The sequence below is a fragment of the Flavobacterium sinopsychrotolerans genome (genome assembly GCF_900110375.1).
In the GTDB taxonomy this organism is placed as follows: Bacteria; Bacteroidota; Bacteroidia; order Flavobacteriales; family Flavobacteriaceae; genus Flavobacterium; species Flavobacterium sinopsychrotolerans.
On record NZ_FODN01000007.1, the window covers coordinates 94,640 to 120,842 of the forward strand.

The following is a 26,203-nucleotide window of genomic DNA, read 5'->3' on the forward strand; positions in this document are numbered from 1 at the left end:
AAAACTATGTGTGGAATCGTTGGATATATCGGTTATAGAGAAGCTTATCCTATAGTAATTAAAGGATTAAAAAGACTTGAATATAGAGGTTATGATAGTGCGGGTGTCATGTTATTTGACGGTGAAAATCTAAAACTTTGTAAGACTAAAGGAAAAGTTTCAGACCTTGAGCTTAGAGCCTCTGAAGAAATTACAACAAACGGAACAATTGGAATAGGTCATACACGTTGGGCTACTCATGGTGTTCCTAATGATGTGAATTCTCATCCACATCTTTCAAATTCAGGGGATTTAGCAATAATTCATAATGGAATTATTGAAAATTATGCACCGTTGAAAGCGGAGTTGATAAAAAGAGGATACATTTTTCATTCTGATACAGATACTGAGGTACTGGTAAATCTTATTGAAGAAGTTCAGAAAAAAGATAATTTAAAGCTTGGAAAAGCTGTGCAGGTGGCTTTAAACCAGGTTGTTGGAGCTTATGCTATTGCTGTTTTTGATAAAAAAACACCAAATGAAATTGTAGCGGCTCGTTTAGGAAGCCCATTAGCAATAGGTGTTGGAGAAGGAGAATATTTTATTGCTTCAGATGCTTCTCCATTTATTGAATATACTTCGAATGCTATTTATCTGGAAGATGGTGAAATGGCAAATATAAGATTGCATAAAGCAATGAAGGTTAGAAAGATTAAAGATGATACTTTAGTTGATCCTTACATTCAAGAGCTTAAAATGAATCTGGAACAAATTGAAAAAGGCGGATATGATCATTTCATGCTGAAAGAAATTTACGAACAGCCAGATGTTATCAAAGACACTTATCGTGGAAGACTTCATGCAAATGACGGTATCATTCAAATGGCAGGTGTAGAAGATAATCTGGAAAAATTCTTAAATGCTGACAGAATAATAATTGTAGCTTGTGGTACGTCATGGCATGCAGGTTTAGTAGCAGAATATATATTTGAAGAGTTTGCTCGAATCCCAGTTGAAGTGGAGTACGCGTCAGAATTTAGATATAGAAATCCGATAATAAACAGTAAGGATATTGTCATTGCAATATCACAATCGGGCGAAACAGCTGATACGATGGCCGCAATAAAATTGGCCAAGGAAAATGGAGCCTTTGTGTTTGGTGTTTGTAATGTAGTGGGTTCTTCTATTTCCAGAGAAACTCATGCAGGAGCATATACTCACGCGGGACCTGAAATTGGTGTGGCTTCTACAAAAGCGTTTACTACTCAAATCACTGTTCTGACAATGATTGCTTTGCGTTTAGCGAAAGCAAAAGGTACAATGTCTGTGTCAGACTTTCATATGTATTTACAAGAGTTAGAAATAATTCCTGAAAAAGTGAAAGAGGCTTTAGAGACAAACCAAAGAGCAAAAGAAATTGCTTCGGTATTCAAAGATGCTCCTAATTGTTTGTATTTAGGAAGAGGTTATAATTTTCCAGTAGCTCTTGAGGGGGCTTTAAAACTTAAAGAGATCTCCTATATTCATGCTGAAGGTTATCCTGCAGCGGAAATGAAACACGGTCCGATTGCATTGATTGATGAGCATATGCCTGTAGTGGTTATTGCTCCAAAACAAGGGCATTATGATAAGATCGTAAGTAATATTCAAGAGATCAAATCGAGAAGTGGAAAAATTATTGCAGTTGTAACTAAAGGTGATACTCAAGTACGTGAATTAGCCGATTATGTGATTGAAATTCCGGAAACTTCAGATGCTTTATCTCCATTGATAACCACTATTCCATTGCAGTTGTTGTCTTATCATATTGCTGTTATGCGCGGTTGTAATGTTGATCAACCTCGTAATTTGGCAAAATCAGTTACCGTAGAATAATTTGAGTTTATGGTCTAGTTTTCTGTTAAAGAGATTTTTACGGAACCACATCGTTTAATAATCAGCCTCGAAAGTTTTCTTTCGAGGCTTTTTTAGTTCATAAAGACTCTCTTATTCTTATAAAAAGCCTAAAAAAAGAATAAATTTCGCCATTTACATCACTTTTATCAAATATCTAAAAATTAATAATTATTTTAAGATATATGTATTTTTTATATGCATGCATAATGATATTCATTTTTTTGACTCTGTTTTTTAACATAAATAAATGAAATACAAAATGTATAATAAGTGTAAAAGAGGCAAAATAAATGATAAATATTAAATTTTTTCAGTGATTTTTTATTGATATCAAAAATATTTGTACTTTGGCATCATTAACTAATAAAAATCAACCAAATGAGAATGTATTTACTTTTTATGACATTGTTTTTTTGCGGCATATCTTTCGCTCAAAATACAATTTCAGGTTCAGTTACAGACCGTAACAATCAACCGGTTCCGGGTGCCAATATTAAGATTGTTGGCGAAAGCTCTGGAACAACTACCGATTTTGATGGTTCTTTTACCTTGCAATCATCAAGAAAGCCCCCTTACGTGATAGAAGTCACGAGTGTTGGGTTTGAATCTCAAAAAGTAAGTGTTTCGTCCAGTACTCAAAAAGTTCTTGTGCAACTTGAAGGGGAAGAGACAAAATTAAATGAAATAGTAGTTTCTGCCTCAAGAACACCTGAAAGGGTTTTGGAGTCTCCCGTGACTATTGAAAGAATGGGAATAGTTGAAATTAAGAAAACAGCTTCTCCTTCTTTTTATGATGGATTAGAAAACATGAAAGAAGTACAAATGAATACTTCAAGTATGTCTTTCAAATCGATTAATACGCGTGGATTCGCAACAGTTGCAAATACTCGTTTTATGCAATTAGTTGATGGTATGGATAACTCCTCGCCATTGTTGAACTTTGTGCTTGGAAATTTAATTGGGGTGTCTGAAATAGATGTTCAAAGTGTAGAATTATTACCAGGAGCTTCTTCAGCTTTATATGGTGCAAATGCTTTCAATGGAATTTTGTTTATGACTAGTAAGAGTCCGTTTACTAGCCAAGGAATAAGAGCTTACGCAAAATTTGGGCAAACCACTCAAAAGGCTGCAGGTACAAATGATTATTTAGATTATGGAGTCCGTATGGCTAAAGCATTCAACAAGTATATAGCAGGTAAAGCTAATTTTGCTTATATGAGAGGTACAGAATGGCATGCTGTGAATTATGATGATAAAACTGTAGCAGGTCGAGATAGAACTCATTATGGGTATGATGGTATCAATGTTTATGGTGACGAAGTGTCCACAGTTATTCCCGCACCTACTTTACCTAGTGATAAAGTTTCAAGAACAGGGTATAATGAGGTGGATTTAACTGATAATAAAGTTTCAAACACAAAAATTGACTTGTCATTGCATGTTCGTCCTTTCGGTGACGAAAGATTAGAAGTTATTTGGCAAAGTAAATTTGGTTATGGTAATACGGTATATCAAGGTGCCAATCGTTACTATTTGAACAACTTTTTTATGCAGCAACATAAAATCGAATTCAAAGGAAAAAACTTCTTCTTGAGGGGATATACTACTACTGAGGATGGTGGGCAATCTTATGACATGTTGTTTACAGGTATCAATATAAATCGTAAATGGAAGTCAGATCAACAATGGTTTACAGAATATGGAACTACATTTGCTCAATCAACATTGGGTGGTATGTTGCCAGCAGATGCGCACAGAGCGGCTAGAGCAAGAGCAGATCAAGGAAGGTTCTTACCAGGAACTCCTGAGTTTAGAAATGCTTTTAACCAAGTTACAAACGAAGCAAGTGTGTTAACAGGTTCTAAATTAGTGGACAATTCGAGAATTTATCACTCAGATGTAAATTATAATTTTAAAGATTTAATCAAATTTGCTGAAATTCAGGTTGGAGGTTCTTACAGACAATATGAGTTAAATTCATTTGGTCGTATTTATACAGATGCTAATGGGCCTATCAAATACGATGAATACGGAGCGTACACGCAAGTGATGAAAAAAATGATTGACGATCGTTTGAAATTTACAGGATCTATTCGTTATGATAAAGCGCAAAATTTTGATGGGAATATTTCTCCAAGGGTTTCGCTTGTTTATTCAGGCGGTCAAAATAAGAACCATAATTTTAGAGGTTCTTTCCAAACTGGTTTTAGAAACCCAACTACACAGGATCAATACATAGGTTTCAATGTTGGTAGTGCTATCTTATTAGGTTCAGCACCAGACAACCTAACTCGATTTGTAGAAACTTTACCAATAAATGGTGCAGTAGGTCAAGCTTTTGCTGGTGGAAGCACGGTGACTATAAATGGTTTGAACGCTTATGACAATTCTTATACAGCGTCTTCAGTAGCGTCTTTTGCAGCGGCAGCCAATCCAGCATTGCTAAGAAAAACAAATGCTGGATTAGTGAAGCCTGAGGAAGTGAAAGCTATTGAACTTGGATACCGTTCATTTATCAATAGAACTTCTATTGATATTAACGGGTACTATAATATTTACAACAACTTTATTGGTAACCTTAATGTTGTTGCTCCGCTTTATGGAACAGCTACAGACGAAGGTGGTTTAGCAACGGCTGGAGGGCAACAATCGGTTCATGCTTTGCAAAATGGCAACACAAGAGTTTTTCAATTGTACACAAATACACCACTTGAAATTGAATCTATCGGTTTTGGTATTGGTTTGTCAAGAAAAGTCTACAAAGAATTTGAAATAGGAGCTAATTACAATTATGCTGAATTTAAGTTTGATCAATCTAAAGATCCTAGTTTTGAAGCTGGATTCAATACTCCAAAACACCGTATCAAAGCGTCATTTGGTAATGAAAAATTATTTCCAAATTTTGGATTTAATGTAAGTGGTAGATGGAACAGTGAATACTTGTGGCAATCATCCTTCGCAGATGGTACCATTGAGGCGGCGACAGTTATAGACGCACAATTAAATTATAACTTCCCTTCTTTAAAATCAACTTTAAAAATAGGGGCGTCAAATATTGGAGGTAAGGAATATGGTCAAGTATTAGGAGCTGGTCTAATTGGTCAACAATATTTTGCATCTTGGACAATCAACCCGTAAGACTTTATTAAAACTAAAATCAAAGAACAATGATAAAAAATTTCAAATGGCTACTATTTGCTTCACTGGCATTTGTAGCGTGTAATAATGAAGATGAAGTAATAGCTGATGCTAACTCATCTGATGGGCAGCCTCTAACTGCTGGATCGGCAGTAGTAACAAAATATGTAGCATTAGGAGATTCTTATGCAGCGGGTTTTAGTGATAATGCCTTGTTTATTGAAGGGCAAAAAGGTTCGTATGCTAATATTATAGGACAACAATTTACATTAAAGGGTGGAGGAGAATTTAAGACTCCTTTAATGGCTGATAATGTTGGAGGACTTTTATTAGGTGGTAATGTAATTCTAGGACAACGCTTGTTTTTTAATGGATCAGCACCTGTTCCAGTATCAGGAAGGCCTTCTACAGAAGTTACTACAAAACTTACGGGACCTTTTAGTAATTTAGGAGTTCCAGGGGCAAAAAGTTACCATTTACTTGCTCCAGGTTATGGGAATCCGGCTGGTGTAGCAACTGGTCAGGCTAATCCCTACTTTGCGAGATTTGCAACATCCACTACAACAACAGTAGTAGCTGATGCTGTCGCTCAAGATCCTACTTTTTTCTCTTTGTGGATAGGAGGGAATGATGTGCTTGGGTATGCTACCTCTGGTGGAGCGGGAAGAAACCAAACAGGTAATATGAATCCTGCAACCTATGGCAGTAATGACATTACGGATCCAACTGTTTTTGCAAGTGCATACAACAATATTGTTAATGTAATGACTGCCAAAGGTGCCAAAGGAGTAGTAGCAAATTTACCGTATGTAACGGCTTTACCTTTTTTTACAACGGTACCTACAAATGCCATTCCTGGATTAAGCCCATCACAAGCTGGTCAGCTTAATCAGTTATTTGGAGGTATAAACGCGGCATTGGCTGGAGCAAGTTTGCCAGCTCGTTTTGCGACAATTCTTGCTGATGATGGAAACCCGAGAACGACAGAAAGCAATCCGCTTCTTATTTTAGATGAATCTTTGCCCAATATATCTGCACAAATTACAGTTGCTTTAACTCCTACTTTAGGAGCTGGAACTGCTGCTGCTTTAGGAGGTCTTTATGGTCAAGCAAGACACGCAAGTAGTGCTGCCGCTAAACAAGACTTCATTCTATTAACGGCAAGAGGAGTTATTGGTACCACTCAAGCTGGAGCGCCTGCTGGTTTTAATACTATTGGTGTAACGTTTCCAATGGGTGATGGCACAGCCTTGACTGCTGCAGAGTTTTTGGAAATTAAAGTAGCTACAGATGCTTACAATGCTACTATTAAATCCATAGCTGATACAAAAGGGTTGGCATTCGTTGAATTGAAATCTGTAACGGATCAGTTAGCAAATGGTGGAATAATCTATAATAACTACAGAGTAACTTCGGCCTTTGTAACAGGTGGAATGTTCTCGTTAGATGGCGTGCATCCAAGTCCAAGAGGATATGCAATTATAGCTAATCTGTTTACGGATGCTATAAATGCAAAATTTGGAGCTAATTTCAAAAATAAAGATGTAAGCTTGTATCGAATACTGTATCCAGCTACTTTATAAGATTTAAAAGTAAATAATAACGAATAACCATCTGCTTATGCAGGTGGTTATTTTTTTGAGGATATTGCTGGTATTGGATTGTTTTAAAGTCTTTTCTTCGGTAGGAAGTAAAAATATCCATTTTTTATAAAAAATAATTGATTTTATATTTTAAAAAATTATCTTTGCACACTGAAAAAAGCATTTAATCGATACGTTTCGGTTGGTACTATTTCATAAACCTAAATAGCTATTTAATAAATACATAAGTAATGTCGAAAGTAATAGGAAAAGTTGCCCAGATCATTGGACCAGTAGTTGATGTAGTTTTCAACGGTAAGGATGTTGAACTTCCAAAAATTTATGATTCGTTAGAAATCACAAAAAAAGATGGTACTTTACTAGTACTTGAAGTGCAATCTCACATTGGTGAAAACACAGTACGTACCATTTCGATGGACTCAACAGATGGTTTGAGTAGAGGTTATGAAGTAGTTGGAACAGGGAATCCTATTCAAATGCCAATTGGAGCTGATGTTTACGGTCGTTTATTCAACGTAATTGGAGATGCCATTGATGGTTTAGGAAACTTGCCAAAAACAGGTGAAAACGGTATGTCTATTCACAGACAAGCACCAAAATTCGAAGACCTTTCAACTTCATCTGAAGTTTTATTCACAGGTATTAAAGTAATCGATTTGATTGAGCCTTACTCAAAAGGGGGTAAAATTGGATTGTTCGGTGGTGCTGGAGTTGGTAAAACAGTATTGATTCAGGAGTTGATTAATAATATCGCAAAAGGTCACGGTGGACTTTCAGTATTCGCAGGAGTAGGAGAAAGAACACGTGAAGGGAATGACTTACTCCGTGAGATGTTAGAGTCAGGAATTATAAAATACGGGGATGAATTCATGCACTCTATGGAAAATGGAGGATGGGATTTATCTAAAGTAGATATGCCAGGAATGAGAGAGTCTAAAGCTACTTTCGTTTTCGGTCAAATGAATGAGCCTCCAGGAGCTCGTGCTCGTGTAGCACTTTCTGGATTATCTATCGCTGAATATTTCCGTGATGGAGCAGGAACTGATCAAGGGAAAGACGTTTTGTTTTTCGTTGACAATATCTTCCGTTTTACACAAGCAGGTTCTGAGGTTTCTGCACTTTTAGGTCGTATGCCATCTGCGGTAGGTTACCAACCAACATTGGCTACTGAAATGGGTGCTATGCAAGAGCGTATTACTTCAACAAATAAAGGCTCTATTACATCTGTACAAGCGGTTTACGTACCTGCGGATGATTTAACGGATCCAGCTCCGGCTACAACTTTTGCTCACCTTGATGCAACAACTGTATTGTCTCGTAAAATTGCTGAGTTAGGTATTTATCCAGCGGTGGATCCATTGGATTCAACTTCAAGAATTCTTACTCCTCAAATCTTAGGTGATGAGCATTATGACTGTGCACAAAGAGTGAAAGAAATTTTACAAAAATACAAACAACTACAAGATATTATCGCAATTCTTGGTATGGAAGAATTATCTGAAGAAGATAAATTATCTGTTTCAAGAGCACGTCGTGTGCAACGTTTCTTATCTCAACCTTTCCACGTAGCTGAACAATTTACAGGGTTAAAAGGAGTTTTAGTTGATATCAAAGATACGATCAAAGGATTTAACATGATTATTGACGGTGAATTAGATCACTTGCCAGAATCTGCTTTTAACCTTAAAGGTACTATTGAAGAAGCAATCGAAGCTGGAGAAAAAATGTTAGCGGAAGCTTAAAATTAGTTTATAAGTTTAAAGTTTAAGGTTCACTCGTAACTTTAAACTTTTAAACTTTAAACTTTAAACTAAAAAGAAATATGTTATTAGAAATAGTTTCACCAGAAGCAAAATTGTTTTCAGCAGAAGTAACTTCGGTAACACTGCCAGGAGTTGATGGAAGCTTTCAGATTTTGAATAACCACGCGCCAATTGTTTCTATTTTAGAAAAAGGCGTAGTGAAAATTACTGCTTCAAACTTTGCTTTTGCAAAAGAAGTAGCCAGTAAATTCACCAAACTTGATGCTCAAAACTATACACTTGCTATCAATTCAGGAACAATTGAAATGAAAGACAATAAAGTTATTGTTTTAGTTGACTAAGACAATTCAGAATATAAATAGAGCCTAACGTAACTGTTAGGCTTTTTTTTTGGAGCTAATCCAGCTTTCCATTACAAACTCTTAAAGGAAACACTTTTTTGTTATAACCGCCACGAGCTTCCTTCGGTTGCTGTGTCACTTCTACAAAAAATAGTGTATCCTTCTGCGAGGCTTTCCATTGCAATCTGGGCTAAATTCATCCAACTTTAGTATTTTTGTTAACTATGAAACGATTCCCATCTTCTCTATCCTCTAAACTTGAGATCAGAAAGCAAAATAATGCTTTGCGACAATTGTCTTTGCCGAGTAAAATGATTGATTTTTCTTCTAATGATTACTTGGGTTTCTCACAATCAGAAATTATTTTTAATGAGACGCATCAGTATTTAATAGATAATAATTTTATTCATAACGGAGCAACAGGTTCCAGATTATTATCCGGGAACCATAAACTGTATCAAGAAACAGAAGCCTTTATCGCTAAGTTCCATCAATCAGAAGCGGCATTGATTTTTAATTCGGGTTACGATGCTAATGTTGGTTTTTTTAGTGCAGTTCCTCAAAAAGGCGATTTGATTTTATACGACGAATTGTGTCATGCTTCCATTCGGGACGGAATTCAACTGTCGAATGCCAAAGCCTATAAATTCGACCACAATGATTTTGAAGATTTAGAAAAGTTGATTTTACGGAATCCAGACACCGTTACTTATATTGTTACCGAATCTGTTTTTTCTATGGATGGTGATTGTCCAAATCTGGAAGAATTAGTTTTGCTTTCAGATAAATACCATTGCTATTTAGTTGTAGATGAAGCGCATGCTTTGGGAGTTTTTGGTTCTTCAGGAGAAGGATTCGTTCAACTGCTGGGTTTGCAAGATCACGTTTTTGCCCGTATTATGACTTTCGGGAAAGGATTGGGTTGTCATGGAGCCGCGATTTTAGGTTCGGTTGAATTGAAGGATTATTTGGTGAATTTCGCCCGAAGTTTTATTTATACCACGGGGCTTTCGCCACATTCTGTTGCCACGATTTTGATTGCTTACCAGCATTTAAAAAAAGATTTTACTTCAATTTTAAAATTAAGAGAAAACATTGTTTTTTTTAATCAGCAGAAAAATCTGTTGAGTTTAAAACCACTTTTTGTCCGAAGCAAATCAGCGATACAATCTGCCATTATTCCTGGAAATGAAAAGGTTAAATCCATAGCCAATCAATTGCAAGAAAAAGGATTTGATGTGAAAGCGATACTTTCGCCAACTGTTTCAGAAGGCCAGGAACGTTTGCGCTTTTGTTTACACAGTTATAATTCGCCAGAAGAAATTTCGGCTGTCATGCATTGTATTTACTCACTTCTTTAAATAAAATAATTTTTTTTGTAACGTTTTGCTTATTTAATTACTTACGAATGGTAATCAAATAAATAAAACCATTATGAAAACAGAAACCACAAAAAAATTTAGCGAGAGAAATGATTTCGGACCTGTTATGATCTTTATCAGTTCAATTGGACTTGGCTACGCTATAATAAACCAATATGTTTATGAAAAGCCAAATTTGGATATGCTATTGATGATGTCATGCTTCTTTTTGGCGGGAGTGTTTTCGGTCATAAGATCAAAATATAGTAAGTAAATCTAACGAGTTTCAATCATCTAAATCAATCAAAAATCAAATTATTATGAAAAAATTATTTAAATCAATTGCAATAGTAGCAGTATTGTTAATGTCCAGTGGAGTTTTTGCGCAAGCAAAAAAAGTTGAATCAATAAATTCAAACGATAAATCTCTTTTATGGGAAATTTCAGGAAATGGATTATCGAAATCTTCGTATTTATATGGCACGATTCACATGATTTGTGGGAATGATTATTTACTGTCTGATAAAACCAAAAAAGCTTTTACGGCTTCTGATAATTTAGTCTTAGAGGTTAATTTATCAGACCCAAAGGAATTGAGCGTTGCCCAACAACTGGCATACGGGAAAGAACCATTAAGTAAAACATTGAGCCCAGAACAATTGAATGACCTTGATGCTTTATTACAAAAGCGAACTGGAATGACAGTCAAACAAGTTGACAAGTTTAGTTTAATGACAGTAATCAGTTTAATTACGATGAAATCTTTTGGGTGTGTTGATATAAAAAGTTATGAAATGGAATTTATTGCAATGGCTAAAGAATCTGATAAAAGTGTTACTGGATTTGAAACACTTCAAGCACAAATGGATTTCTTAAGCAAAGGTTATTCTGATGCGGAGATGATAACAATGTTACAGGAATCAAATGACGATACTACAAAAAAGATGGTTCAAAATTACATTCAAGAAAACCTTCCGGAATTATATAAAGATATTACGGCTCCAAAAGTGATGAATGAAAAAGCCAGAAAATGGTTGTTAGATGTCAGAAATGAAAACTGGGTGGTAAAAATGCCAGATATGATGAAAGATAAAAGCACTTTTTTTGCAGTAGGAGCCGCTCATTTATTAGATGAACAAGGAGTGATCAATTTATTGAGAAAAAAAGGGTATATCGTTAAACCTATTCTGAACTAATACCATTTTGAAAGAGAAAGAACCAGAATTTTTAAACCGGATTGAAAAACACAAAGGGATTTTATATAAAGTTTCTAAAATGTATATGGACAATCATGATGATCAACAGGATTTGTTTCAGGAGATTGTCTGTCAACTTTGGAAATCGTATGATTCGTTTAGAAACGAAAGCCAGTTTTCGACTTGGATGTATCGGGTGGCCATTAATACAGCTATCGTTTTTCTAAAGAAAGAAAAAAGGAAAGTCGATAAATATGAAATAGCATCTGAAAATATTAAAGAAGAAACTGACGATTCAGAAATTAAGGAAAGCCAAATTGAACATTTTTACAAAGCAGTTCAGAAATTAGAAAAAATAGACAAGGCTATCATTTTTTATCAATTAGAGGGTTTTTCGCATAAGGAAATAGGAGACAATTTAGGTATTTCAGAAGGGAATGCCAGAGTGAAATTAAATAGAGCAAAAGAAAAATTAAGAGAAATAATTAAAAATCAGGGATATGGATTTTAACGATATACAATCAGCATGGGATAATGATAACAATGAGAATGTTGTTCTCCCTAATAATTTAGAAAAAATTCAAACGGCAAATACGCCCTTGGATAAGATTAAAAAAAATCTTAAAAAAGAACTCATTTATCAATCGCTAACTGTTATTCTTTGTGGGTTTGCACCTATCATATATCATTTTCCTGAAAAATGGTTGGCTCCTTTTTACTTATTGTATAGTATGTTTTTTGCAGTTTGCGTCTACTATTTGGTGAAGTTGTATTTGTTTTATAAAAGACTTAATAATATCACTTTAAGAACAAAAGACAGTTTGTATGAAACGTATTTTGATGTGAGATTAAACATGGAATTGTATAAAACATTTACGTTTGCTCTTACACCGTTTGTAGTTCTTTTTTTAGTAGGATTTACTTTTTATGTGGCTTCCACAACACCTGGAATGAAAATATCAGATTTAAGTAATACTTTAATGATTGCTATATTCGTGATAATTTCCGTTCTTATTTTGTTTATGGGATTAATGGCAGAATGGTGGGTTCATTTTTTCTACGGAAAGTATGCAAAAGAAATTAGAAAAGTTTTAGACGAACTAAAAGAAGAATAATAAATGACCCATCTTACCGATGGGTTTTTTACTTTTGTGTCAAATCTAATTACTATGAAAATATTTGTAACCGGAATAGGAACCGATGTCGGCAAAACCATTGTATCTGCCATAATCACCGAAGCACTAGAAGCTGATTATTGGAAACCAATCCAAGCCGGCGATTTAGATAATTCGGACAGTCATAAAATCAAATGTTTTTTATCTAATAAAAAGACGGTAATTCATCCGAATAGTTATGCTTTGATTACGCCGGCAAGTCCACATCTCGCTGCTGAACGAGACGGAATTACTATTGATTTACAGAAAATGACTGAACCCAAAACAGAGAATCATTTGGTCATTGAAGGTGCGGGAGGTGTTTTTGTTCCGCTAAATTCAAAGGATTGTGTTGTTGATTTGATTCAGTCTGATTATAAAGTAATTGTGGTTTCTAGGCATTATTTAGGAAGCATCAATCATACTTTGCTCACAATTGAAGCCTTACAAAATAGAAAAATAGCAGTTGCGGGAATAGTTTTTTCGGGTGCTGAAAATAAAGCTACAGAAGAAATAATTCTGAGTAAAACGGGTGTAAAATGCATTGGGCGAATAGAACAAGAACCCTATTTTGATCAAAATGTAATCAAAGAATATGCTGATTTGTTTCGGAAACTGCTATTGAGTTTATAAAATCTTTGTAAAACTCTGTGCTTTCTCTGTGTATCTTTGTGAAATATATTATTTAAAATGACTTTAACAGAAAGAGACAGCCAATATCTTTGGCATCCGTATACCCAACATAAAACCGCTGCGTTACCAATTGCCATAAAAAAAGGCAAAGGCACTTTGCTTTGGGATGAAAACAATAAAGAATATATTGATGCAATTGCCTCTTGGTGGGTCAATCCTTATGGACATTCCAATACATTTATTGCCGATGCCATTTACAAACAACTCACGACATTAGAACATGTATTGTTTGGGGGTTTTACACATGAACCCGCTATTTTGGTAGCCGAGAAATTGATGGAAATTTTACCGAAAAACCAACAAAAAATATTCTTTTCTGATAATGGGTCTACGGCTGTTGAAGTAGCGATTAAAGTTGCGTTACAATATTTTTTCAATAAAGGAGAAAAGAGAACTACCATAATTGCTTTCGAAAATGCTTTTCACGGCGATACTTTTGCAGCCATGGCAGCGAGCGGAATTTCATTTTATACGCAAGCTTTTCAAGGAATGTTTATTGATGTGGTGCGGATTCCGGTTCCGGTTAAAGGAATGGAGCAAGAGAGTTATGATGCGTTACAATCGGTTATAGAAAACAACAATTGTGCAGGTTTTATTTTTGAGCCTTTGGTTCAAGGAGCGGCGGGAATGGTGATGTATGAACCGGAATCGTTAGATGAATTAATGCGAATTTGTCAGGATAATAATGTGCGGACCATTGCGGATGAAGTGATGACGGGCTTTGGGAAAACGGGAAAAACATTTGCAACGGATTATTTGGTAGAAAAACCAGATATGATGTGTCTGTCCAAAGCCTTGACTGGAGGAACTATTCCTATGGCGATTACGACTTTTACACAGGATTTATTCGATGCTTTTTATGATGACGATATTAATAAAGCCTTGTTTCATGGACATACTTTTACAGCAAATCCTACAGGTTGTGCAGCAGCTTTGGCAAGTTTAGAATTGTTGCAAACCGATGAAATGCAAGCGAATATATTTCGAGTAAATAAAAGTCATTTGGAATTTCAGGAGCGCGTTAAAAATCACCCAAAAGTTATTACAACACGAGTGCTGGGGGTCATTTTTGCTTTAGAAATAAAAACCGAAAGTTCAGCCAGTTACTATGGAACTTTGCGTAATAAACTGTATGATTTTTTTATCGAAAACGGAGTGATTCTGCGTCCTGTTGGGAATATCGTTTACATTTTACCTCCCTACATTATTACGGATGAGCAACTACAAAAAGTATATCAAGTAGTCCAAAATGCTTTAGAAATAGTTTAATTTTGCCTCCAAAGTGATTATACAAAGATTCGCAAAGAAATGTAGAGATTCACAAAGAAAGAGGATTAAAAATTTTCTTTAGTAATAGTAAAACGTAGCGCATCATCGAGTTTTCTTTCTGAATTTTCGTGAAACAAAATAAAAAATTATCCACTTGCAACAACAAACAATCTCTATAACTGCTATAGCTTCCATTTCCCCTTTAGGAAATGCGCATGAGGCTATTTGGGAAAATTATCTTAATGAAAATCATTGTTTTTCGGAACATATTTTAGACCATAAAAAAACCTTTGTAGCGACTTTAGACGCTAATTCAGAGCAAGTTGTTGGCGCTTTCCGAGCGTCAGATTCCAAATATAAATCCTTAGATAAATCAGTTTTGTATGCAATGGGGGCTTCGCGAAAAGCTATGCAAAATGCGGGTTGGACTTCAAACGACGTTTTCGGAATCAATATTGGTTCCTCTCGCGGCGCAACAGATTTATTCGAAAAACATTATCAGGAGTATTTAAAAACTGGAAAAGCACAAACTTTGGCTTCTCCAACGACTACTTTGGGGAATATTTCTTCTTGGGTTGCTCATGATTTGCAAAGCTCAGGTCCTGAAATATCTCATTCTATCACGTGCTCTACTGCTTTGCACGCGGTATTAAACGGAGTGGCTTGGCTCAGAGCAGGAATGGCGGATAAATTTCTTGTTGGTGGTAGTGAAGCACCTTTAACTGATTTTACGATTGCCCAAATGCGCGCTTTGAAAATTTATTCGAACAGTGCAGAAGAATATCCGAATCGGGCACTTGATTTAGACAAAAAGCAAAACACCATGATTCTTGGCGAAGGCGCTGGAGTGTGCTGTCTCGAAATAGGGAAAAAAGAAAACGCATTAGCTTACATCGAGGGAATCGGTTATGCTACAGAGATATTGGAACATAATATTTCTATTTCGGCAGAAGCGAGTTGTTTTCAGAAATCCATGAAAATGGCGTTGCAAAATACAGATTTAGCTGCAGTTGATGTTATTGTCATGCATGCTCCAGGAACTATAAAAGGAGATTTGACAGAGTATAAAGCGATACGGAAAGTTTTTGGCGAAAGCCTTCCTTTGTTGACTACTAATAAATGGAAAATTGGTCACACTTTTGGTGCTTCGGGTATATTGAGCATGGAACTCGCTATCCTAATGATGCAGCACAATAGATTTATCGGAGTTCCTTTTGCGGAAGCACAAATACAAACAAAACCTATTAAAAAAGTACTGATTAATGCAGTTGGTTTTGGTGGTAATGCGGTGAGTATTCTTTTAAGTTTGTAAGAATTAAAAAGTTTAAAATGGGTACTAATCCGTTAAATCCGTGTCATCTGTGTTCAAATTCTTCAGCTCTTTAATTTTTTCATAAACCAAATTGCTCTCAAATCCTTTGCGCAATAGATAATCACAGAATTTTTTTCGTTTTTTCAGATTGTTGGTTTCGCTTATGGTTTCCCATTGTCTTTCCGCGACGGTATGAAAAGTCGATAAATACTCCTCTGTTGAGATTTCTTTGAGTGCCAGATTTATATTGTATTGTGTAATTTTTCGAAATTTCAATTCGTTTACAATTCTGATTTTTCCCCAAAATTTGATGCGGTGTTTCCCTCGTGCGAAACTGCAGGCAAACCTACTTTCATTCAGAAAATTATCACTTATAAGATGGACTAAAATCGTGTCGATTTCATCAGGATCCATTTTCATGCTCCTTAATTTTTGTACAACTTCTTCATGACAGCGTTCTTGATAGGCGCAAAAATGTTCTATTTTATGTATGGCTTCTTTTATGGAGTAAACTGGGTTCATTTTTTTGATTTTAAAATGATTCTCTGTGCTTCAATTTGTAAAATAGATACGGAATTCAATTTCAAAAATAAGGCTTTAAATCCATTGTGATACAAGCGGTAAACATGAATTTATTTTTTGTTGTTTCTTATGATAAAAAAGGAAATTAAGTTTTCAGCAAAAGAGCTTGCCGTAGAGGAAGTTCAGGCTAAGAAATAATTTGTTTTCAAGGTGAGTTTCAAAAGATTTCGCCTGGCTATAAAAGTGTGTTTTGACAGATTATTTTGTATTTGGTCGATTAAATTGGGCTTTATTTAAAATACGGAACGATATTGCCATGTTAGCTAATTTCTTTATTTTTTTTGATAAAAATTCAAAAAGAAGTTTTTGAATTTAGTGTTAAGATATATAAAATAATACCACATGAATAAAAAATTACTTTTACTAATTGCATTCTTTTTTAGTTTTTTTTTGAGTTACGGACAAGTTGCAAGTAGTTATTGTTTTGCTCCTGTTAATGGAACTTATGTTCCATTAACAGGAGCAACAGATGTACTTGGATTAACATCTACTAAAGATGATGGTTTTTCTTCAATTTTTCCATTAGATGCGACAACCCCATTTAATTTTGTTTTTGGAGGAGTAAATTATTCTCAAATACAAGTTTCAAGTAATGGGTTGATGTCATTTAAAAATACAGCTATAAGCGAGCCTTTTTATGGTAAAACAGCTGCGGATATTTCTGACAGAAAACCCTTTTTGGTACCTTTATGGGATGATTTAGCGAATACTAATGTACCAAGATATGTTGTAACCGGATCAGCCCCTAACAGGATATTTAAAATAGAGTGGTCTGGACAGAAATGGAATTTTCAATCACTAGCGGACGTTGTTTCATTTCAGGTGTGGCTGCATGAAACAAGTAATGTTATTGAATATATTTATAACCGAGGAACTGCAAATATAAATGGATCTGGTGCTGCAACAATTGGTATTTATGATGCAGCTGATACCTATCTAACTTTGAGCAATTCAGGCACTACGCCAACAGCATCGTCTTCTACTTTTACAACTTCTATAAATTCAAGACCTGCTACAGGTCAAATTTATCGATTTACACCACCAATTGCTTCATCTTCTGTGGGGACTTATACTTTTTGTATAGATAATTCTAATACGTTAACGACTGCGAGCGTAACTTCAGGAAGATATGCAACTGTTAATGTAGTTAAAGGATTTAATTATACTTTTTCAGTTGGTAATGCTTTTTCATCACAGGAAAATTTGACAATATTGGATGATTCTAATAATAATGTTTCACCACCAATTACCGCTTCTGGTAATAACGGGACCTCCATTACTTGGACAGCTACCGTTTCAGGAGCTATAAGAGTATTGTTAACTGGTAATTGTTCAGTTAGTGGTTCAGGTGGATTAACTCTAACTTTAAATTCTATTGGTAATACACAAGATTCTCAAACTGCATTTGGAACAAATACTTGGGTAGGACATGTTTATAATTGGACAGGAACTACACCGCCTGGAGGAACATCGCCTGCTGCTCCAGCTATAACGACTCCTTTTACTAATTCAAATTACGTAGGGTATTATAATGTTGCCTCTGAGAGTATTAATGAAGGTTTTGGAGGGGATGATGTTTGTTTCCCTGTTTTTTCTAACGGAGTGAATAGGGTAAATGTAAGAACCGAACAATTTGCCGTACGTTATCGCATGAAATCAACTAAGACAGGTTGTTATTTTCTAAATGTAAATGGTGATGACGGAATACGTGTTTATGTTGACGGAGTTTTGGTATTTAATCAATGGAAAGAGCAAAGCAACACAACGTATTGTAATAACTTGATTTATCTGAATGGTAATAGTGATATTATTTTAGATTATTATGAAAATGGAGGAGGTAATGTATTAGGATTTTCTCTAACTCCTTTTGTCCCTTCTAATAACAATATAGCAGGAAACACGGAAATCAATATTTGTTCGGGATCTTCTTCAGGACTTTTAAATGGTTCTTCCTATTCAGGTTGTGGAGCGACCAATACAACATACCAGTGGCAGGTTTCAACTGATAATGTAAACTTTACTGATGTTTCAGGGGCAACAGCTGAAGATTATACTCCCCCAACAGTAACAACAAGTACGGTAAACGTTATTCGATATTATAGAAGAATGTTAAAAGCTTTTGCAACTAATGCAGCCAGTTGTAGTTTTAATACCAATGTAATTAAAGTTACTACTAGCCCATCGAGACCAGGAACTCCTGGTGCAATATCAGGATCTAATACTCCATGTGTAGGGGCTACAGGTGAAATTTATAGTATTACTGCTGTCGATAATGCTATTTCTTATAACTGGACTCTTCCATCTGGCTGGGTCATAACATCAGGAATGGGTACCAATTCAATTACAGTTACAGTAGGCGCTTCGGGTAATGTAGAAGTTAAAGCAGTTAACGGATGTGGAGAAAGTTATACTCAATCAGGAAAAAATATTCAAACAGTCCCAACTCCATCCACTCCAGGAACTAATTCTGGTTTTTCACCAACGTGTACTGGATATACAGCACAATGGGGTTATTCAAATAATGCAACAAACTATTTTATAGATGTTTCCACAGATGCTGGGTTTTCTTCTATGATAAGTGCTTATTCAAACTTGGATGTTGGTAATGTTCTTCACTATGCCATTACAGGGTTAGTGCCAAATACTTCTTATTACTACAGGGTTCGCGCATCAGGTGTTTGTGGGATTAGTCCAAATTCAGGAACGATGACTTTTACCACTAATCAAGTACCAACTATTCCAGTAGCAACAGCGGGTAGTAATCCTGGTTGTGATTTTTTCACTGTAAATCTTAATTCTGCTGCAAATGCAACAGGATATTTTTTGGATATTGCTACTGATTCTGCTTTTACAGCTTTTGTTTCAGGGTATAATAATTATAATATTGGATATCAAACTTCTAATTTTTTTGCTTCTGGACTTCCCGGAGGTACTTTGTATTATAGATTAAGAGCTTATAATAGTTGTGCTATATCTTCTTATTCTAATACAATAATTTATTCCACAACAGGGACAGTAGGTGGGGTAATAACTCAGGAGCAAACTATTTGTTCTGGAAATCAACCTGCTAGCTTAGTGCTAAGTGGGAATACTGGAGCAGTTGTGAGATGGGAAAAATCAACGAATAGTATCTTCACTGCAGGTTTAGAAACTATTGCTAATACCAGTAGCACATTGACAAGTGCTACCATTGGTAACATAAGTACGACTACCTATTTTAGGGCAGTTGTCAAAAGTGGTTCTTGTGCAGAAGTTTATTCAGTTCCGGTAGCAATAACGGTAAATAGCGCTCCAACAATCACTCCAAATAAGGTCGACGAAACCTGCGCCACAGCTAATGATGGTTCAATTTCACCGACACTTTCCGGAGGATTAACCAATGTGCGCTACATAAAACTAACCCAAAAATATGTGAATGCAGATGCATGGCAACAAGTTGCAGAGATTGAAGCTTTTGAAATTTTTACAGGCGCTAATGTAGCTCAATCTACTAATGGAACTTCAGCAACGTCTTCATCGAACTATAGTTCTCAATATACTGCTCCAATAGCAATCGACGGAAATAATTCAGGGAACAATAATTTTTGGCATAGTGCAACTCCAAACTTAAACGAATGGATTAAGGTTGATTTGCAATCAGGAAAAAATTTAGATAATATAAGAATCTACAATCGCACTGATTGTTGTTCACAAAGAGGGCAAAATATGCTATTGGAGTTGTTTGACTCATCTGATAATTTAATCTATTCAAAAACAATTGATTTGTATCAATCAGGAGCAAATATACCCGTTAATGTCAACGTTTTGGATGTTTCTTGGACAGATAGTGCAACCACTTTAAATAGAACCGGTTTAGATTCGGCTACATATATTTTGAATTATGCAGATGCAATAGGTTGTTCGTTAAGTTCTCCAATAAACATTGGTTCAACAATTATAGCCGCACCAACACGAGGAACAATTACGCCGGTAACGTGCAACGTTCCTGTAGCTAGTGTAATTTTAAATAACTTACCGTCAGCAGGGACTTGGACTTTGATGCAAAGTGGTACTTCTACAGCAACAATTACTGGTACAGGGATTTCAGCAACTGTTTCAGGACTGGCACCGGGCACATATACTTTTTCGGTATCAATTGATGGTTGTTCTGCTTCTAATCCAGTATTAGTAAAAATTGATTCTTTACAAGAAACTGTTTGGAATGGTGCTTGGTCAAATGGATTGCCAAATAGTGATAAAAAGCTTATTTTTAATGCAAATTATAGCCAGACTACAGATTTAGTTGCATGTTCATGTGAGGTGACTTTGGGAAATGTAATTGTTAGGTCTGATAAGACCTTGACCTTGACTAATGAATTAAAAGTTTCTGGTGGTACATTAACTTTCGAAAACAACGCAAGCTTAGTTCAAATTAATGAAGACCCTACTATAAACTCGGGAAATATAACCTATCAAAGAGAAACAGTGACAGCTGTAGATAAATTCGATTATACCTATTGGTCTTCACCTGTTTCTGCACAAACTTTATACAATGCATCTCCAAATACTTTATGGGATAAGTATATGTCTTTTGATGCTGTTAACAACAACTGGATACAGGAAAATTCATCTAAAGAGATGGATAGAGGTGTTGGGTACATTATTCGTGGACCACAAAATCATTATGCGCCTAATCCAATAGGGACTTATCGTGCTAATTTTATTGGCGTACCACACAATGGAACTATTCCAGTTTCTATAACGGCAACAGGCGAAGCTTCTTATCTTCTTGGGAATCCTTATCCGTCTGCGCTGGATGCAGACTTGTTTTTATTTACTAACAAAGACGTATTAGACGGGACGCTATATTTTTGGACCCATAATACAGATATAGCTCCAAGTGGTTCTCATTATATTTATGATTCAGATGATTATGCATCATACAATTTAACAGGAGGAGTTGGTACCGGTAATGGTATTCCTGCAGCTAGTGATGTTAATCCAATGCCTACAATTCCTACAGGAGAAATCGCTTCTGGTCAAGGTTTTTTTGCAACTAGTATTGCACCTGGAACGGTTAATTTTACTAATACGATGCGATTGATAGGAAACGTTAATTCACAATTTTTTAGGTCTAACTCAAAATCAAAAAAGAATGCGAGTTTTGATAAAAACAGGCTGTGGTTGAATTTTTCAAATACAGAAGGTGCATTTAAACAAACACTCATAGGCTACGTAACGGGAGCAACAAATGAGTATGAGAGAACATTTGACGGAATAAGTTTTGATGGGAATACATTTGTTGATTTCTATAGTGTACTTGAGGATAAAAACTTTGTAATTCAAGGGAGGGCTCTGCCATTTCTACAAAGTGATCAGGTACCGTTGGGTTATAAAACAACTATTGCAGGAGCATTCACTATTACTATTTTTCAAACAGATGGATTCTTGACAACTCAAAATGTATTTCTTGAAGATAAAATGCTGGATATTATACATAATTTAAAAGAATCACCTTATGGATTTACTACTCAAAAAGGAACTTTTAATGAGCGTTTTGTGTTGCGTTACACTGATAAAACACTTGGAACGGGTGATTTTGAAAGCCAAGAAAAAACAATTGTAGTCTTTAAAGAGAAGAACGAATTAAAAATTAAATCTGAATTTGAAACGATGAAACGGGTCACAGTATTTGATTTATTGGGTAAAAAAGTATTTGAAGAAACACTTAAGGATGTAAATGAATTTCGCACTTCAAATATTACATTGAAGAATCAAATTGTAATCGTAAAAGTTGTCTTAACTAATGGCCAGGTAGTAGCTAAAAAAGTTAGCTATTAGCAATAAATAGTATTTTTAATTTTTTTATTAAATCCCATTCTGATGAAAACAGAATGGGATTTTTTTTAAAATAGAGTCAAAAATGAGAAATATAAATAATTTGGTTATTTAAGCTAAATATCACTAAATGTGGGTATTGCGTAGAATTAGGATTGTCTATATTTTTATGTGCAATTAGTAAATGATTGTAGTAGTGCGTATTAGTGTAGTTAGCAAAATCTTAAATCCATTGTAAATTTGAAATCAAAACTTCTTTGCTTCGTTGTTGTGTTTAGTCTTTCCATTTTTAATCCAGCTTCTTGTCAAGAAGGGCGAGTTGATGCCACTTTTAACACCTATGATGATGGGTTATTAGGAGATGGTTTTGATAATACCGTCAGAACTGTTTCGATTCAATCTAACGGGAAATTAATTGTAGGAGGCGATTTCTTAAATTTTAATGGTGCCGCCACTCCTTACTTATGTAGATTGCTTCCGGACGGTACTAAAGATTCTAGTTTTAATTTAGGCACTGGAATTAATGGAAAAGTATATTGTTCTTTGATTCAGCCTGATGGGAAAATTCTCCTTGGCGGTTCATTTACACTCTTTAATAGTCAAACTACTAACAGACTACTTCGGTTAAATACTGATGGATCTCTTGATATGACTTTTAATACCAGTATTGCTTCTAGTTCCGGAGTAATCTATAGTCTTGCGCTGCAATCTGATGGGAGTATTGTTATAGGCGGTAGTTTTACTAATTATAACGGAAATAATGTAACTCGAATTGCACGAATTTTAGCCAATGGAAATTTGGACACCACCTTTGTAACCGGAACTGGTGCCAATGGTATTATTTATGCCATACAAATTCAATCTAATGGTAAAATAATTCTTGGTGGATCATTTACTTTGTTCAATGGAATCCTTTCAAATAAAATAATTAGATTAAATGGGGACGGTAGTAATGATATAACTTTTGTTACCGGAATTGGTTTCGATGATGATGTTAAAACTCTGGCCATTCAAACGGATGGAAGAATCTTGATTGGAGGTGATTTCACAAAATACGATAATCTTCCAAATAACAGAATACTTCGTTTAAATGATGACGGTTCTATTGATGTCAGTTTCATTGCTGGATTAGGTTTTAGTAATGGAGGTGTTTCAGTTATCAAAATCAGTACTATTGGTTCAATTGTTTTAGGTGGTTCGTTTACCGGGACCTATGATGGAATCGCCGTAAACCGATTGGTACTGTTAGAGCCCAATGGTGTTATAAATCTAACATTTGATAGTAGCTCAGGGCCATCTTCGGGAACTATTCTCACTATTGCGCCAGAATTAAGTGGTTCCTGGTATGTTGGAGGTTCTTTTTCTATTTTTGATTCCCAAAATCAAGGCAGGCTAGCAAAAATTGATGCTTTTGGGGCTTTAGATATTGGGTATTTAACTGCTGGTGTTGGTTTTGATAATTCCGTTTATAAGGTTATTTCTTTGTCCGATACTAAAACTATTGTGGTTGGTAATTTTTCTAAATTTAATGGGTTGAGCGCTCCAAAAATAGCACGTTTATTAAATAACGGTTCAATTGATCCTTCATTTAATGTTTCTGGTTCTGGCGCTGATGGATTAATCAAAAATGCGATTGTCCAGCCAGACAATAAAATCATATTAGCGGGTAATTTTTTGAATTATAATGGGGTTTTAGTAAATAGGATTACCAGAATTTTATCAGATGGTTCTATTGATGTTTCTTTTAATACGGGTTTGGGTTTTAATAGTCAAATTTATGGAATAGCCTTACAAGCAGATGGTAAAATCATCGTTGGAGGCAATTTTACAAAGTGTAACGGAGTGTCGGTAAATAGGATAGCACGTTTGTTATCAGACGGAACTCTTGATGCAAGCTTTACAACTGGTTTAGGGGCTGATGAAATCGTCGAGTCCGTCATTGTTCAGCCCGATGGAAAAATAGTATTAGGCGGTCGTTTTTTGACTTTTAATGGGATTGTCCACAATCGTATTGTGCGATTAAATAGCGACGGTAGTGTGGATACAGGATTTTTTACAGGATTGGGTTTTGACAAAAATGTGTATTGTATAGAGAAGCAATCAGACGGAAAGTTGGTATTAGGAGGCTCTTTTTTAAATTACAATGGATCTGCTGCAAAACGACTGCTGAGATTGAATCCTGACGGAAGTTTAGATACGGGTTTTGCTGCTGGAACTGGCTTTAGTAACGGAGATGTCAGAGCTATTTTAATTCAGCCGGATAAACGGATTTTGGTAGGTGGAACTTTCTCTGGGACTTATAACGGAACTTCTGTAAAACGGATGATTCGACTTTTGCCCGCTGGTGCTTTTGATGGTACTTTCTCTGCTAATTTAAATAGTCCGCTCTATAGCATGTGTTTTACTCCGGACAATAAAGTGATGATAGCAGGCAATTTCAATTCTGTTTCGGGTGTGACAAAACACAGGATTGCTCGGTTACTTTTGTGTTTGGATACTACTGTTTGGGATGGTTTATCTTGGAATAATGGTTCGCCTTCTTCAGAAAAAAGAATAGTTTTCAATGGAAATTATCCTGTTTTAAATTCTGTGAATGCTTGTTCATGTGCTATCAGTTCAGGAATTAGTGTTGGTGTTCCAAATGGAAATACGTTGGGTTTAGTTTTTCATTATTCGGGTTTGGGAACATTAATTTTGGAAAATAATGCCTCACTTTTTCAATCCGAGGATCAAATAACAAATACAGGGCTAGTTGTCTATAAACGCGAAACAACTCCAATAGTCAAATTTGATTATACCTATTGGTCTTCTCCCGTTTCTGGACAAAGATTGATTGATGTCTCTCCTGATACACTATCGGATAAGTTCTTTTCTTTTAATGCAGCTTCTGACTCATGGATTAATGAATTGCCTACGAACGTAATGGAGTCCGGTAAAGGATATATCATAAGAGGTCCTCAAAGTTTTTCAGCAACAGTTCCAGCTATTTATGAAGGGTTTTTTTCAGGCATTCCTAATAATGGGATGGTCTCAGTTCCTATAAGTATAACAGATACTTCAAATCTCATAGGAAATCCCTATCCATCGGCTATAGATGCGAACCTCTTTTTGAAATTAAATGAAAAAATCATTGATGGGACACTATATTTTTGGACACATAATACACCAATTATAAATAATGAATATGCATCAAATGATTATGCTTCCTATAATTTATTGGGAGGAGCAGGAACAAAAGCCACAAATTCGGGTATTAATAATACAATTCCTGATGGTGAAATAGCCGCCGGACAATCCTTTTTTGTTACCAGTATTAATGGTGGAGGAGCAGCCGTTTTTAACAACAGTATGCGAGTGGTTGGGCAAAATTCGAGCTTTTTTAAATCAAGTTCACCTAAAAAATTGAAATTAAATGAGATTGAGAAACACCGTATGTGGTTGAATTTGACTAATGAGGAAGGTGCTTTCAAACAGGTTTTGATAGGATATGCATCCGGAGCGACTAATGATTTTGATAGTTCCTTTGACGGAGAGAGTTTTGATGGGAATGAGTATTTAGATTTTTATAGTATTAATCAACATAAGAATTTAGTAATTCAAGGAAGATTATTGCCATTTAGTGAAACCGACGAAATAAAATTAGGCTTCAAAGTTAAGATAGCAGGGGATTTTAAGATTAAAATTGATCATGTGGATGGTCTTCTAGCAAATCAAAATGTTTTTATAGAGGATAAATTGAATAATAGTTTTGTTGATATAACAAATGGGAGTTATGCTTTTAATACAACTATAGGAACATTTGATGATCGTTTTATATTGCGTTATATAGATAAAACCTTGACTTCGGTGGAGTTTGCAAATAATAAAGAATTCGTGTTTGTATCAAGTAAAAACAAAATGTTGCAAATTAATTCAACTAAGGAATCCATTGATGAGGTTGTAATATACAATTTGGCAGGAAGAAAAATATATCAAAAAAATGAAATAAACGCTACGGATTTATCAGTGTTGAATTTGCTTGTTGGGCATCAAGTCTTGTTGGTAAAAATACTTTTGCAGAATGGTCAATCTGTTACCAAGAAAATAATGTATTAAAAT

Annotated in this window: 15 protein-coding genes; 14 read left to right on the top strand and 1 reads right to left on the bottom strand. The window is 35.3% G+C overall.

The window, feature by feature from the left end; genetic code table 11:
* The first annotated feature begins 6 nt into the window (after positions 1–6).
* The 12 genes from glmS to BMX64_RS12595 all read left to right on the top strand — a co-directional run bounded on the left by glmS (position 7) and on the right by BMX64_RS12595 (position 15,706).
* The gene (gene glmS, locus BMX64_RS12540) at positions 7–1,854 is read left to right on the top strand and encodes a glutamine--fructose-6-phosphate transaminase (isomerizing) (protein WP_091172379.1); all 1,848 of its coding nucleotides are present in this window, start codon (positions 7–9) and stop codon (positions 1,852–1,854) included.
* A gap of 399 nt (positions 1,855–2,253) precedes the next feature.
* Positions 2,254–5,013, top strand: a complete 2,760-nt coding sequence (locus BMX64_RS12545) for a TonB-dependent receptor domain-containing protein (RefSeq protein WP_091172381.1) — start codon at positions 2,254–2,256, stop codon at positions 5,011–5,013.
* A 29-nt stretch (positions 5,014–5,042) separates the two neighbouring features.
* Complete coding sequence (locus BMX64_RS12550) at positions 5,043–6,596, top strand: SGNH/GDSL hydrolase family protein (RefSeq protein ID WP_091172383.1); 1,554 nt, start codon at positions 5,043–5,045, stop codon at positions 6,594–6,596.
* A 251-nt stretch (positions 6,597–6,847) separates the two neighbouring features.
* Positions 6,848–8,359, top strand: a complete 1,512-nt coding sequence (gene atpD / locus BMX64_RS12555) for a F0F1 ATP synthase subunit beta (protein ID WP_073352327.1) — start codon at positions 6,848–6,850, stop codon at positions 8,357–8,359.
* Positions 8,360–8,439: 80 nt separating this feature from the next.
* Complete coding sequence (locus BMX64_RS12560) at positions 8,440–8,721, top strand: FoF1 ATP synthase subunit delta/epsilon (RefSeq protein WP_091172385.1); 282 nt, start codon at positions 8,440–8,442, stop codon at positions 8,719–8,721.
* Between the two features lie 224 nt (positions 8,722–8,945).
* Complete coding sequence (locus tag BMX64_RS12565; RefSeq protein WP_091172387.1) at positions 8,946–10,082, top strand: aminotransferase class I/II-fold pyridoxal phosphate-dependent enzyme; 1,137 nt, start codon at positions 8,946–8,948, stop codon at positions 10,080–10,082.
* A gap of 320 nt (positions 10,083–10,402) precedes the next feature.
* The gene (locus BMX64_RS12570; RefSeq protein ID WP_091172389.1) at positions 10,403–11,278 is read left to right on the top strand and encodes a TraB/GumN family protein; all 876 of its coding nucleotides are present in this window, start codon (positions 10,403–10,405) and stop codon (positions 11,276–11,278) included.
* 7 nt (positions 11,279–11,285) lie between these two features.
* Positions 11,286–11,789: an RNA polymerase sigma factor gene (locus BMX64_RS12575; RefSeq protein WP_091172391.1), complete on the top strand. Its 504-nt coding sequence runs from the start codon at positions 11,286–11,288 to the stop codon at positions 11,787–11,789.
* A complete protein-coding gene (locus BMX64_RS12580; RefSeq protein ID WP_091172393.1) occupies positions 11,779–12,393 on the top strand; it encodes a hypothetical protein in 615 nt (204 codons plus the stop codon). The genes BMX64_RS12575 and BMX64_RS12580 overlap by 11 nt, the downstream gene beginning before the upstream one ends.
* A 54-nt stretch (positions 12,394–12,447) precedes the next feature.
* A complete protein-coding gene (gene bioD / locus BMX64_RS12585; RefSeq protein ID WP_091172395.1) occupies positions 12,448–13,065 on the top strand; it encodes a dethiobiotin synthase in 618 nt (205 codons plus the stop codon).
* A gap of 57 nt (positions 13,066–13,122) precedes the next feature.
* Entirely contained in the window at positions 13,123–14,394 is a 1,272-nt protein-coding gene (gene bioA, locus BMX64_RS12590) for an adenosylmethionine--8-amino-7-oxononanoate transaminase (protein ID WP_091172397.1), read from the top strand.
* A 154-nt stretch (positions 14,395–14,548) separates the two neighbouring features.
* Positions 14,549–15,706 carry a beta-ketoacyl synthase N-terminal-like domain-containing protein gene (locus tag BMX64_RS12595; protein WP_091172398.1) on the top strand — a complete coding sequence of 386 codons (1,158 nt, stop codon included), beginning with the start codon at positions 14,549–14,551 and terminating at the stop codon, positions 15,704–15,706.
* 24 nt (positions 15,707–15,730) lie between these two features.
* Here the strand turns inward: BMX64_RS12595 and BMX64_RS12600 are convergent, their stop codons facing one another.
* A complete protein-coding gene (locus BMX64_RS12600; protein WP_091172400.1) occupies positions 15,731–16,228 on the bottom strand; it encodes a regulatory protein RecX in 498 nt (165 codons plus the stop codon).
* Between the two features lie 402 nt (positions 16,229–16,630).
* Between BMX64_RS12600 and BMX64_RS12605 the strand changes: the two genes are divergently transcribed.
* Complete coding sequence (locus tag BMX64_RS12605; protein WP_091172402.1) at positions 16,631–22,108, top strand: T9SS sorting signal type C domain-containing protein; 5,478 nt, start codon at positions 16,631–16,633, stop codon at positions 22,106–22,108.
* Between the two features lie 237 nt (positions 22,109–22,345).
* On the top strand, positions 22,346–26,200 hold the full coding sequence (locus tag BMX64_RS12610) for a T9SS sorting signal type C domain-containing protein (RefSeq protein ID WP_244273295.1): 3,855 nt from the start codon (positions 22,346–22,348) through the stop codon (positions 26,198–26,200).
* The last annotated feature ends 3 nt before the right edge of the window (positions 26,201–26,203 follow it).

Coding starts and splice junctions, on each gene's coding strand:
- glmS (WP_091172379.1), top strand. CDS start 7: ATGTGTGGAATCGTTGGATATATCGGTTATAGAGAAGCTTATCCTATA.
- BMX64_RS12545 (WP_091172381.1), top strand. CDS start 2,254: ATGAGAATGTATTTACTTTTTATGACATTGTTTTTTTGCGGCATATCT.
- BMX64_RS12550 (WP_091172383.1), top strand. CDS start 5,043: ATGATAAAAAATTTCAAATGGCTACTATTTGCTTCACTGGCATTTGTA.
- atpD (WP_073352327.1), top strand. CDS start 6,848: ATGTCGAAAGTAATAGGAAAAGTTGCCCAGATCATTGGACCAGTAGTT.
- BMX64_RS12560 (WP_091172385.1), top strand. CDS start 8,440: ATGTTATTAGAAATAGTTTCACCAGAAGCAAAATTGTTTTCAGCAGAA.
- BMX64_RS12565 (WP_091172387.1), top strand. CDS start 8,946: ATGAAACGATTCCCATCTTCTCTATCCTCTAAACTTGAGATCAGAAAG.
- BMX64_RS12570 (WP_091172389.1), top strand. CDS start 10,403: ATGAAAAAATTATTTAAATCAATTGCAATAGTAGCAGTATTGTTAATG.
- BMX64_RS12580 (WP_091172393.1), top strand. CDS start 11,779: ATGGATTTTAACGATATACAATCAGCATGGGATAATGATAACAATGAG.
- bioD (WP_091172395.1), top strand. CDS start 12,448: ATGAAAATATTTGTAACCGGAATAGGAACCGATGTCGGCAAAACCATT.
- bioA (WP_091172397.1), top strand. CDS start 13,123: ATGACTTTAACAGAAAGAGACAGCCAATATCTTTGGCATCCGTATACC.
- BMX64_RS12600 (WP_091172400.1), bottom strand. CDS start 16,228: ATGAACCCAGTTTACTCCATAAAAGAAGCCATACATAAAATAGAACAT.
- BMX64_RS12605 (WP_091172402.1), top strand. CDS start 16,631: ATGAATAAAAAATTACTTTTACTAATTGCATTCTTTTTTAGTTTTTTT.